We start from the raw sequence: 12224 nt of genomic DNA on the forward strand, positions 1-12224 counted from the left end.
GTTCCATATCTACGCTATCGCTTCAGACGGTGCAGACAAAAATTTTGAAAGCACTGCGTGAAGCGATCCAAGAGGCGCGCGGCAGCGACCAAGGCAATCTTTTTAACGCTGCCGCCCACACCGATCGTAAAGTCCGAATCATCGTGGGTTTTTCGGGCGGCAGAGATTCTGTTGCACTTTTAAAAGCCCTCTGTGTTCTCAAAGATAAGAAAAACAGCCCTATCGAGGCGCTTCAAGCTGTGCATGTGCATCATGCAATCAGCCCCAATGCCAACAAATGGGCTCGCTTTTGCCGCCGTATGGCCGAAGAGCTTGAAGTAGACTTTAAGGTCGCTTACGTTCGGGTTAAAAATACGGGAGAAGGCGTTGAAGCAGCGGCTCGTCAGGCTCGCTATGACGCCATCTTTAAAGCAGCTCACGCGTTTAACGCTGACATGGTGATGACGGCGCACCATCAGGATGATCGTCTGGAGACGTTCCTGATTCAATGGATGAGGGGCTCCGGTGTGGACGGTCTGGCCACTTTCCCTGTTACTCGCGATGTGCAGGGTACTAAGCTCGTACGTCCTCTGATGGGATTGCCCCGAGAGCTTTTGGAGCGTTATTTGGAATTGACGGAACTTACCTGGGTCGAAGATGAAAGTAACGCTGATACGGCTTATTTGCGCAACGCCATTCGTCACGAAATATTGCCCGTGATGCACAAGATTCGTCCGGGCTTTAAAGAAGCCGCGGCCCGCTCGGTGGAACTGGTTGCACAAAGCGCACAGGTGCTCCGTGAGGTGACGCAGGAAGATTTAAAGAAAGCTCAGGATTCGGAGCGCGGTCTGAGTATCGATTATCTTTTGGCTTTGTCTGAAGCCCGTCAGGCGCTTGTCCTGAGAGCCTGGATTGAAAGTTTCGGTTTGATGCCACCGACTAAGGCAAAACTTGATGACTTACTCAAACAGGTTCGCATGAGCGGCCATGACACCAAACTTGCCGTTAAGGTCGGGGGTAATTTACAGGTCAGGCGTCATGGGTTAAAGCTTCTGATGCGTGAAGTGGCGCAGACCAAAAAAGACAAAACGCGCTTTGAAACGCTCGTTTGGCATGGAGCCGGCTGCTATTCTCTGCCATCTTGGGCTGGGGAGCTGGTGATTACTGAAGTTGAAGGTGACGGCACGGGTATTGGTGAAGGGTACTTTGAAAACCGTGTGCTTGAGGCCCGCCCCCGTCAGGGCGGTGAAAAGCTTAAGCTTTACAAAAATCGCCCGAGAAAACACTTAAAGGACCTTTATCAGAAAGCAGGGATTGCCGAGTTTGATAGGCCCAATCTTCCGCTTTTGTGGAGTGGAGAAGAGCTTTTATTTGCGGCCGGTCTCGGTATGGATGTTCGATATGAAACGGATAATCCTGAGGTCAAACGTTACCGTATTGAGTGGAAGCCAGATGCGACGTTGCTCACCATGATGCAGGACTGAAATCTCCAAGCAGCTCAATTGCTGAAAAAAATTGCCCGGTTCTTGAAAATTCAGAGCCGGGCAACATTTTCTTGGGACTAGCGGATTAGCCCAAATACTTCAAAGCAAACGCAACCATGACCTTCACGCCGTTAATGAGCGAGGCGGGATTCATGTGCATATCGGGGTGATGAAGGCCGGGCGTTGCACCGGTACCCACACCGATATAAGCCGTACGAAGAGACGGTTTTTTGATCTTGAAGAAGTGGAAGTCTTCTCCGCCGCCGATACTGGTGGCGCGAAGTTTGTCAGCCCCCAACGTTTCAGCAATGCAATCGCTCATTTCTTTGACGAGTTCATCGTCGTACTCACAAGCAGGGATCACATCGCCTAAGAGCTTCATCGTGGCTTTGCCACCGAAGGCAGCCGCGGTGCTTTGGGCGCTGCGTTCGAGCTTTTCAAGCATATCCTTCATCAAGGGATTGGTTTCGGCACGCACGTCATACATGCAGTAGCCCTTATCAGGAATGACGTTGACGGCTGCACCGCCCACTTCAATCTTCGTGCACTTCATCGACCAGGTAAGAGTCGGGGCAAACTTCAAAAGGCCCGCATTTTGAACAATGGCAGCAAGCATTTCTGCACAGTTAACGCCAAGATGCGGACGAGAGGCGTGAGAGGCCAAGCCTTCCACATCGATACGAACGAAAATACTTGCCGAATGCATGAGGGTTGCCGCGACCGTTCCGTCAGGAATATCCGAGCTCGGGCGAATGTGCAGGCCCAAGGCGATATCCACATCGTCTAAAACGCCGTCTTCAATGACCGACAGGGCACCTTTTAAGGTTTCTTCGCCGGGTTGAAAGAGAAGTTTTAAAGTACCGCGCTTGATTTTGCCCTTGAGGCGTGAAGCAATGGCCAAGAGCATGGCACAGTGAGAATCGTGTCCGCAGGCATGAATCACCTTGTCTTCGCCGTTAATTTTGAAGGGCAGGGCGTCCATGTCGGCACGAATCATTACGCACGGTCCTTTTTCACCGCCTTTTTCAACAGCGACCACACCGGTTTTGCCGACGCCGGTTGTGACTTCATAGCCCATTTCCTTAAGTTTTTGGGCGATATAAGCACTGGTTTTAAATTCTTGAAAACCCAATTCCGGGGTTTTGTGAAGATCGTTGTACAGTTCGACAACATCGAGCTCTTGAGCCATGGGTTTCTCCTGCTAATAAGATGAATGATCTGTTTAATTTAAGCAAGACCGGACAGAAAAACAATAAGGCGAATTAGCTAGAAACGAAAAAGGGGAAGCTTTTTTGAGCTTCCCCTCGAATTTGGTGCGCCGGGTAGGATTCGAACCCGCGACCCCCTGGTTCGTAGCCAGGTACTCTATCCAACTGAGCTACCGGCGCGTGGACTGGTATTATGCACACTTTTTATTGAACATGCAATAGTATCGGTTAATTTTTTTTGGTGTTTCCTAATTCCTGCATTTGCTCAAGTGTTAAAGCTTTTATTGAGAGTTTATACGATTGCAATTTAGAGTTGAATCGCAGGAAATTTTCAGCTTTTTGAGCTAAAAGATGCTCATTAACCTTACTCTTTTGGCGTTTGACCTCGACTATTTCGATTTTTTTCTCCAAACTGTTAAGTGCAACCAGATCAATTTCGTTTTCTCCTTTTTTATCCCACCATGTGCCTACCTCAGTCCATTGACCGGAATATGAATATTGTTTCCTAAACCAGGATTCTAAACATCGACCGGAAAAGGTCTCAAAGTCTTTTTTGCAGAGTTTTTGCATTAATGACCACTGCTGACTTTCGGCTAAATTTTTCATGACAGGTGTGTCAATGAAACGGAACCAAAAACGGAAATATTCGTCAGAAACGCTATAGCGTACATTTCTTGATGAAATTGACCTAAGCGGATAAACGCGTTTAATCAGGTTGTATTGACCTTCCAGACGGTTCAAGTAAGGGCCGATTTGTCCCGGTATCACGTTCTGCAATTCGCTCCATTTGCTTAGGCCGGATGCGATGGCTCGCAACAGAGAATAATAGATTGAAGACTCGATTCGGAATTCATTAGCCAATACGACATCGCCGTCGCTACGAAAGGCTGAACCTGACGGAGAGAAAACAAAATTGAGCATATCATTTTGCTTGAACGAGCCGATAGAACTCAATATTTCAACATATCGAGCGACTCCTCCGGTGAGTGCGAACAAAGCCAATAGATCCTCCGACTTTCCTTTTGGATAAATGTCTTGAAAAATTTCTGTTAAAACATTTGGAGAAAATGGCTCAACAGTCAAGCTCAGATCCATTCTCCCATACAGCGGTTCGCTGATCGAGCCAAAAATATGCTTTAAGGCTGAAGTAACTGAACAGCTCATAATCAGCATCAGTTTGGAGGAATTTTTATTCAAGTCCCATATTTGCTGTAATTCTGACCAAAACGACTCGTTAATAAAATCAAGTTCCTGACATTCGTCGATAACTAAGATGATCGGCTGATCCACACTTTTTTGCATCACAAAGCGAATGACAGAGGTCAGTTTCAGACGAGCGGGCCCATCATCTTCAGTCAAATTAAATTGCTGCCGAACTTGTGATAACCATTCGCTGGCCAATTCCTGTTCGGAATATTTTCGTTGAACAAAAAAGTACAGATAGGGCAGACCGCTTTGTTGGCAAGCTTTTAAGATGAGTGTGGTCTTCCCAACTCTTCTTCGTCCCGTAATAACAGCCAATCGGGAACCGGAGGTGAGGTTCGAAAATTCCGATTCAAATGTTTTCAGTTCTTCTGTTCGTCCATAAAATTTCATACGTACCTTGAACCGTCAGATATTGTACTGTCAGTAATTGTACTGTTATTTGTTGTATTATCAGGTTCTGGAGAAAATTTGTTTTCCAGGGATGATATTTTCAAAGAGATCTGTTAATTCAGTTCTTAAGCGATTGAAGAACTTTTTTTGAAATAACCCTGACTAAAAATCGGGGAGCAATCTGCGCAGTCAATACCAGAATCTTATTGATCCAACCGTAAGTGACAACGGTTTTGTTGGTAAACATGGCTTGGAGACCGCACTGGGCAACCGCTCGGGCAGGTGTAAAAGCAAACTCAAAATGATTGTTATCGGCTACACCGGCTCGTTGCCAGAAGCCGGTTTTGACGGGGCCGGGACAAAGAACTGTGACATGCACACCGCTCGTTTTAAGTTCTTCATGCAACGCTTCAGAAAAACTCAAAACGTAGGATTTGCTGGCAGCATAAATGCCAAGAGAGGGACACGGCATAAATGCAGCAATCGAGGCAACATTGAGAATATAGCCCGAGCCTCTTGCTTTCATTTCTTTGGCAATCGCTAGGGTGAGTGCGGTCAGAGTTCGGATATTGAGGTCAATAAGGTTGATGTTTTCGGACGTGTCCTGATCAAGTGTGTCACCAAAAAGACCGAAGCCGGCATTATTGATCAGCACTTCAAGTTTGATGCCGTTTTCGTTGAGCGTTTTAATGAGATTGGCCAGACAAACGGGGTCGGTGAGGTCGCCCGCTAAAGCCATCTCGACCTGTTTAATCTCTTCGCGAATTTGCGCTAACTTTTCAGTATTCATTCCGGTGACGATCAGACGATAGCCACGGGCGGCCAAAAGTTTGCAAAATTCAAGTCCAAGACCACCCGTAGCACCGGTAATGAGGGCCCAATGCTCTTGATTGATATCGTTTAACGGCATACGTCCGTGACCTCAGGTAACTCCACCACCTTAACGGTACCGTCTTGTGTGTAGAGATTATCAATGGCCGACTGAACCATGTAGGGCAAAATGTCATCAATGCGGTTGCAACCGGCCTCATTTCGTACGACTGCACTGAAAACAGAAGTGGCTTTAGAACCCTTCATTTCATAGAGTTTCAGTACCAGCTCGCGCATATATAACTGCTCCGGATAGGCTCGTGTGACAAAGCCCATCTGAGGACCGAAGTAGGGACCGCCGTGCCAACCATGATGGTGGTAGCGACCCCAACCGTATCCTCCGCCGATAACAGTCACCGGCACGTTCTCTGTTCTTTGAATAATACGTGACGGTTTAACAGACCAATCCACACTCAGACGGTATTTTTCACCGCTTCCGCGGCTGACGGTTTCCAGATGAGCGGCATCAAGAAGGCTCTCCAGACTTCCGACAACGGAAGAATAGACCGGATCATTTTTCTTGGATGAGACGGCAGGCATGATGGCAATTTTGTCTCCCCAATCAGGCATCGCATGAAGCCCCGGGTTGAGATCCGGTGTCATGGAAAGCTTGGAGGAAATCGCCACATTGGTTTTGACGGTGGGCGCGGCGCACCCGGAAACCGCAACGAATGCGGCAGCGATGAGAGCGACTTTGAAAAATTTGCGCAACACTTTAAAACCCCGGTTAACTGCCTATGGTGCTTTAATTCTAGTCGAGGACTCTTCGTTAAGAAAAGCGGCAAAGCTCGGGTTTTGTGTCAGAAAATGTCAGGTAACCGCCCCGATAAGCATTGGAGGCTCTGAAGTCCCAGTCGGGGAGTACAAAGCGCGAGAGTTTTTCATCAATCGGATATACGCCCGGCCGATGCGTGTGACCGTGAATAACCAAGTCACAGCCCAAGCGCAAACACTCATTTTTAACGGTTGAGTTATCCACATCCATTAAAAGAGCATCCTTTTTCACCTTGCTGACTTTCGAGCGGGCTCGGGCGTTGTGGGCAATGTCAAGACGCTTACTCAAGGGGAGTCTTAAAACCATCCACTGCCACCAAAAACTTCTGACTTTTCGCCGCACTTTCTGATAATCCTGATCATTAATGCACCAGATGTCTCCGTGCGATAAAAGCACTTTCTTGTTACCGATTTGAGCAGTCGTGGGATCCGATAGCAGCGTGGCACCGAGCCGCTTAGCGAGCCTTTTTCCCATCATGAAGTCGCGATTGCCGTGCATGATGAAAAGGGCGTGACTGAGGGCGAACTGTTTTAACGGTTCAAGAATTGAAGCGGCACTGTCCCAGGCATCGTCTCCGACCCAGTAGTCAAAAAAGTCACCGAGAATCACGAGTTCTTTATGCTTATCGGCCACTTCATTGAGAAAACGCGAAAAAAACGCTGCATGAGCACTGACTTCGGTATTGAGGTGCAGATCGGAAATGAGGCACGGATCGGAAAGGGTGATCCGATCGGTTTGCGTTTCTATCGTAGGGCAGGAAAAAAGCGACATCTTGAGGGTTAAATAAAAAGTCTATCCGTGCCATTGTAGCGAAAGATGCTAAAGACGAAAAAGCCGCTCAAAAGACTGAACTCTCAAGCGGCTCTTGTCTTAAAGACTGATGAGCTTAGTCAAGCGTTTTGACTTCGGCAGACATCTTGCCGAGCATGATACCCAATTCCAGAGCGCGTTCAATGCCGGTGACCGACAGGCACTCAAAGATGCCGTGATAGTTCATGCCGCCCGTAAAGAGGTTCGGTGTGGGCAGACCGCGAGCCGACAAACGGGCACCGTCCGTGCCGCCGCGCACCGGTTTTTCATTGATTTCAACTCCGATGCGACGATAGGCTTCACGGGCCAATTCGCACACAGCCGGATGCTTATCCAAATAGTTCTTGAGGTTGTGGTACTGAACCTTGATATCGGCCGTGACACGATTGCCCCAGACCTTATTCATTTCTTCGACCATCTTGCGCACGTAATTCATGCGTTCTTCGAAACGGAAGTTGTTGTGATCACGAATGAGCATCTTCAGATCCACGCCGCGCACGGCACCGGTGATGCCCATCGGGTGGAAGAATCCTTCATGACCTTCGGTCTTTTCAGGGATGGATTCGGCAGGCAACCGGGAGATGAAGTCCATAGCCATACGAATGGCATTGACCATCTTGTTTTTGGCAGAGCCCGGGTGCGTGTTCAAGCCTTCAAAATGCACCTTCACCATGGCAGCGTTGAAGGTTTCGGTTTCAAAGCCGCCCAATTCATCACCGTCAAAGGTGTAGGCGTATTGAGCGCCGAAAGCGGGGATATCAAAGTTTTCTGTGCCGCGGCCCACTTCTTCATCAGGGGTGATCGCAAAGCAGAGCTTGGCATGGGGCACTTCGGGGTGTTCGACAAAATAACGGGCCGTTTCAACGATAATGGCGATACCGGCCTTGTCATCGGCACCGAGAAGCGTCGTGCCGTCGGTGACGACGAGCTTTTCACCTGCATACTTAGCCACACCGGGGAAACGATCCATCGTCAAAACGATGTTCTTTTCAGCATTCAATACAATGTCGCCGCCCTTGTAATCGACTACTTGCCACTTGGCGGGTTCGCCCGAGGCTTCAGGAGAGGTGTCCATGTGAGCAATCAGACCCATGGCAGGAGCATCTTCCAGACCGGCCGTGGCGGGCAGGTAAGCCATCACAATACCCTTGTCGGTCACTTTTACGTCCGTGAGGCCGACACTTTCAAATTCAGCCTTCAGAAGTTGAGCGTAAGCGACTTGTGCTTCGGTAGAAGGAGCCGTCGTGCTGTTGGGATCAGACGTCGTATTGTATTGGGTGTAAGACAGGAAGCGCTGCAAAACCAGGGGAAGTTCAGCAAAGCTTTCCGCCGTGTAATTGCCGTAGTAGTTATGCTTTAACATGGGAACACCTATTGAAAAAAGTTAAGCGTCCGTTCATGGGCGCCGATAAAATCACGCAAAATTCTAACGATCTCCTATTCTCTTCCTTTTATGAAAATAGGTACTTTTGCTTAATCTCAAATGTTTCCGAAATTTTGACGATGCTTAGGGGTTTTAACCTATTTTTACGACTAGTTACTTTTACCTATAATCGCCAAGACTTTTTGTCAAAACAGTTTGTCACCTCTTTCTATAGGGGTTGATCCGTTTTAATTACATTCCGGAGAACAACATGACTTGGACTATGTGGGCTGCTTTGATCGTGGTTGTGGGCACGGTCTGGGCTCTCATCAAGCGCTACGAAACCCGTTTAGTGCTTTTGACTTCCGGCTTGATCATGACCATCCTGTCTTTGGACCCGATGGCTGCCTTTGCGCAGTTTGACAAGTCGATGACCAACAATTCGCTCATCATCGTGATCTGCTCGTCGATGGGTTTTGCCGCGACGATGAACCTCACCAAGTGTGACTTGCACTTGGTGTCTTTGCTGACCAAGCCTTTAAATAAATTAGGGCTTTTGTTGTTGCCCTGCTGCATGATCGTGACGGGCATTACCTCTTTGGCCATTTCTTCCCTCTCGGGTATGTGCGCCGCTATCGGTCCGACGATCGTTGCTTTGATGATCCGTGCCGGTTTCCGTCCGGCCATGGCTGCTGCTACGGTGATCTGCTCGACGCTGCCGTCTTTCTGGTCGCCGGGTTCTTCTCACAACGGTTTCGTTGCCAAGCTCGCCGAATGGCCCGTGATGGACTTCATTACCTATACGGGTTTCCGCACGCTTTTGATTTCCGTCGTTTGTATTGTTTTCCTGACGATCGCCTGCTTGATCTTCGGTGACTTCAAAAAGGGTGGTTTCGAAAATGACGGCGTTCACAAGAGCAATGTTGAATTGCCTGAAAACCCGAACGTGCTCTGGGCTTTTGCCCCGTTGCTTCCGGTTGTGCTTTTGTTCGTCATCGCTTTCTGGTTCCCGGGTGTGAAGATGAGCGTGGCCACCGCCATGTTGTTCGGTTTCATCTATACCTTGATCGTTACGCGTTCTAACCCGACCGAATTGATCAAGAAGTTCTTCGACGGTATGGGCCACGGCTACGGCAGCATCATCGGTTTGATCATCGCTGCCGGTGTGTTTGCCGCCGGTTTGCGCACCTGCGGTGTGATCGACGTCTTCGTGGAATACTTGAAGAACTCTTCTGAAGTCGCCAAGCTCGGTGCCGCTATCGGTCCGATGGCTTTGGGTATTATGACGGGTTCCGGTGACGCCGCAGGCTTTGCTTTCAACGAAGCCGTGACGCCGCACGCTCCTGAATTCGGTATGACAATTCCTGACTTGGGTTACTTGGCCATTGTGTCGGCTACCTTAGGTCGTGTGTCTTCTCCGATTGCTGCCGGTGTGATCATCATTGCCGGTATTGCCAACGTCTCTCCGATTGAAGTGATTAAACGTTCGTTACCGGTGAACGCCGCCATTATGGTGTTCTTGTACTTCATCAGTTGATGACTGACGTTTAAAGCAGACTTCAATGGTCTGCAATAAACCATCAATCCGCCCGGTTTCCCCACAAGAGCCGGGCGTTTTGTTAAGGATAAAAAAAGGCCTCGGGCGTTATCGCGAATCCCGAGGCCTTAATGACTATTAAACCGGATTAGGCTGTGAATTCAACCGTATCCATGGCGACAAAGCGGATGCAATTGCAGATACCGCGCAGGTACGTATCAATCGTGCTGCCGGCAATCGCAAATTGAGCAACCTCGTGCGCATTGAAGGTGAGTACACAGTCCATGATGCCGTCGTTATCGACATCTTCAAAGCGATGGGCGATCGGACGGGCAGGGGCATTGACGGATTCTTTCTTACCCGTAAAGCCCAGACTCCAGTAAACCGTTTCCATATCCAGACCCGTGACGTCGAAATCGGCACTGCCGTAGAGCACCACTTCAACTTGTGCTTCACGACTCACGCTCAACGATTCAGCTTCCACACTCATCGTGTGAAGACTGATTTGCTTGAGCATCTTTTCCCACGTTTCGTCAGCCAGAGCGCATTCACGAGCCGTGAATTCGCCGAGATAACGGCGGGCCGCTTCGCGATCAAGAGTCTTAGCTTGCGTCAACGCTTCTTCGTAATCGGCAAGGAGTTTTTGCTCAAATTTCTTTTGCGTGCGCAAAATGCCGGGCAGAAGACCGCGGTTAAAGTTCGTGAGCTCACCGATCGTGGCATAGATGAAGTAGCTCTTATCCAAGTCGTAGTCGAGGTAATGAGGTTCAAGATGGAAGTGATTGCGGCGAGCCTCTTCAATCGTCATCCATTGATAACCTTCGGGGATCACGCCCGACATCGGGAACCACGGTATGTAGATACCCGTATCCTGGTAGCTCGTGCAGCGCCACATCGTGTTGTAGACCGGGTCGTCAGCCAAATCCATCACCCAGGATTCACGCGTTTGAGAGCGGGAAATGTCGCGAGCGGAGACGTGGAAGGCGTCTTCACGGCCGTCGCCTCGCGTGGCATAAGATTCGTAGCATGTGAGGCGCAGTACATCGCGGACCTCTTCCCAACCCATGGGATTAGCCGGAGCGAGCAATTCCGGATAGTGAAGTTCGTCTTTGTAGTAATCGCCCGTGATAGCCCACCAGCCCAAGCGCATGCGGCGGGACTTGGTCGGTGCATGACGGTTTTCATCGCTTTGGTAAGCCATGGCAAAATCAAAGTCGCTGTAGTCGCCCGGCACCTTCGGTGTGTAGCGGCCTTTTTTGATGGCGTATTCAATCAAATCGGCCGGAGCAATGACGTTTTCATGGTCGTTGAGATCCACGTGACGGATGGCAAGCATGTTCGAGATGAGCATCACTTTGTCGTCCGGAATGCGTTTGGCAACGTAGTGGTGGCCCTTGACTACATTCAGGCACCAGGCTTCATTTTTGTCTGCAACGGTGTAATTGCGGGCAGAACCGAAGTAGCCGTATTCATCCAAGAGTTTTGCTGCAATTTCCATGGCTTCGCGAGCCGTGTGAGCACGTTCGGCCATGATGCGGCGAAGCAAGAACCCGACGCCCCCTTCTTTCAAGCCTAAAGAGGCTTCATCGGGATCGTCTCCGTCAAAGGAAGAACCGCCGCCGTTTGAGCAGATAACGAGCCCCGCTTCGTTGGCGTAGCCCTGATCGAAAGAAGAACCATCAATTTGGATCATGTTGGACCAATAGGTGGCCAAGGTTTCATCGGCTTCGGGCACTTCGGCTCGGCCGGGTTCAGCCACGAGTACTTCGCCTGCGGCGTGCTTGCCGCCCGGCACAAAGAACTGTTGGTGGAAAACACGACCGCCCGAGTCTTCGTTATGACCGACGATGACACGGCCTGTTTTGGATACTGCCTTACCGACAATAACGGTGGTACACATGAACGTTTCTCCTTTCCTTGTTCAAAACAGAGTGATGAAGTCCGATATCACGGACTACGGAAAAATAACTAGGCAATGTTACCAATAACAGGGCAAAAAAATGCGGCCGTAAGCGTAATTGCTAATACGACCGCAGACTTGCGTCAAAAGAATATCAGGTACTACCACTCATGGAAAATAATAAAGGCAGCCGCCACGATCAGGGCAAAACCCACCACGTAATTCCATTTCAGGGGTTCTCCCAGATAGAGCACGGAAAAACCCATGAAGATACTGAGCGAAATAATTTCCTGAATGGTTTTTAATTCTGCCGCATTAAAGTAACCGTATCCGAATCGGTTGGCGGGAACCTGAAAGCAGTATTCAAAAAAGGCGATGAGCCAACTAATGACCACAATGTGCCACAGGGCCACTTTCGGAAACTTTAAGTGACCGTACCAGGCAAACGTCATAAAGAGGTTGGAGCATAGCAAAAGTCCGATGGTGACAACCGGAACGGGCAAATGCGACAACATGGCAATTCCTTTTTGATAATTTTGATCCGAGAGCGCGATTATAGGAGCGCAGTCCGAAGTGCGCAAAACGAAAAAGGGGAAGCTTTTTTGAGCTTCCCCTCGAAATTTGGTGCGCCGGGTAGGATTCGAACCCGCGACCCCCTGGTTCGTAGCCAGGTACTCTATCCAACTGAGCTACCGGCGCGCA

At 49.3% G+C, this 12224-nt stretch carries 10 protein-coding genes and 2 tRNA genes; 2 read left to right on the forward strand and 10 right to left on the reverse strand.

Annotated elements, in window-relative coordinates:
* The first annotated feature begins 29 nt into the window (after positions 1–29).
* Positions 30–1463, forward strand: a complete 1434-nt coding sequence (gene tilS / locus H5985_RS02390; RefSeq protein WP_205049725.1) for a tRNA lysidine(34) synthetase TilS — start codon at positions 30–32, stop codon at positions 1461–1463.
* A gap of 85 nt (positions 1464–1548) precedes the next feature.
* Here the strand turns inward: tilS and H5985_RS02395 are convergent, their stop codons facing one another.
* The 7 genes from H5985_RS02395 to pepT form a co-directional block, all read right to left on the reverse strand.
* Positions 1549–2652 carry an amidohydrolase gene (locus H5985_RS02395; RefSeq protein ID WP_205049726.1) on the reverse strand — a complete coding sequence of 368 codons (1104 nt, stop codon included), beginning with the start codon at positions 2650–2652 and terminating at the stop codon, positions 1549–1551.
* 122 nt (positions 2653–2774) lie between these two features.
* A tRNA-Arg gene (locus H5985_RS02400) sits at positions 2775–2851 on the reverse strand.
* Positions 2852–2899: 48 nt separating this feature from the next.
* Positions 2900–4267 carry an ATP-binding protein gene (locus H5985_RS02405; RefSeq protein WP_205049727.1) on the reverse strand — a complete coding sequence of 456 codons (1368 nt, stop codon included), beginning with the start codon at positions 4265–4267 and terminating at the stop codon, positions 2900–2902.
* A 118-nt stretch (positions 4268–4385) separates the two neighbouring features.
* Positions 4386–5177 (reverse strand): SDR family NAD(P)-dependent oxidoreductase, encoded by a 792-nt coding sequence (locus H5985_RS02410; RefSeq protein ID WP_205049728.1) that lies wholly within the window; start codon positions 5175–5177, stop codon positions 4386–4388.
* Positions 5168–5851 carry a hypothetical protein gene (locus tag H5985_RS02415; protein WP_205049729.1) on the reverse strand — a complete coding sequence of 228 codons (684 nt, stop codon included), beginning with the start codon at positions 5849–5851 and terminating at the stop codon, positions 5168–5170. The genes H5985_RS02410 and H5985_RS02415 overlap by 10 nt, the downstream gene beginning before the upstream one ends.
* Before the next feature lie 55 nt (positions 5852–5906).
* On the reverse strand, positions 5907–6683 hold the full coding sequence (locus H5985_RS02420; protein WP_205049730.1) for a UDP-2,3-diacylglucosamine diphosphatase: 777 nt from the start codon (positions 6681–6683) through the stop codon (positions 5907–5909).
* 115 nt (positions 6684–6798) lie between these two features.
* Positions 6799–8085 carry a peptidase T gene (gene pepT, locus H5985_RS02425; RefSeq protein ID WP_205049731.1) on the reverse strand — a complete coding sequence of 429 codons (1287 nt, stop codon included), beginning with the start codon at positions 8083–8085 and terminating at the stop codon, positions 6799–6801.
* A 271-nt stretch (positions 8086–8356) separates the two neighbouring features.
* Between pepT and dcuC the strand changes: the two genes are divergently transcribed.
* On the forward strand, positions 8357–9622 hold the full coding sequence (gene dcuC / locus H5985_RS02430; RefSeq protein WP_205049732.1) for a C4-dicarboxylate transporter DcuC: 1266 nt from the start codon (positions 8357–8359) through the stop codon (positions 9620–9622).
* Positions 9623–9770: 148 nt separating this feature from the next.
* On the opposite strand, the gene H5985_RS02435 is transcribed toward dcuC, so the two are convergent.
* From H5985_RS02435 to H5985_RS02445, 3 genes are all read right to left on the reverse strand, one after another.
* Positions 9771–11522, reverse strand: coding sequence for a C69 family dipeptidase (locus tag H5985_RS02435; protein WP_205049733.1), 1752 nt, complete (start codon positions 11520–11522; stop codon positions 9771–9773).
* Between the two features lie 161 nt (positions 11523–11683).
* Positions 11684–12037: a DMT family protein gene (locus tag H5985_RS02440; RefSeq protein ID WP_205049734.1), complete on the reverse strand. Its 354-nt coding sequence runs from the start codon at positions 12035–12037 to the stop codon at positions 11684–11686.
* 107 nt (positions 12038–12144) lie between these two features.
* Positions 12145–12221, reverse strand: a tRNA-Arg gene (locus H5985_RS02445).
* Between the last annotated feature and the right edge of the window lie 3 nt (positions 12222–12224).

The sequence above is a fragment of the Parasutterella secunda genome, assembly GCF_016901835.1.
Taxonomy (GTDB): Bacteria; Pseudomonadota; Gammaproteobacteria; order Burkholderiales; family Burkholderiaceae_F; genus Aphodousia; species Aphodousia faecavium.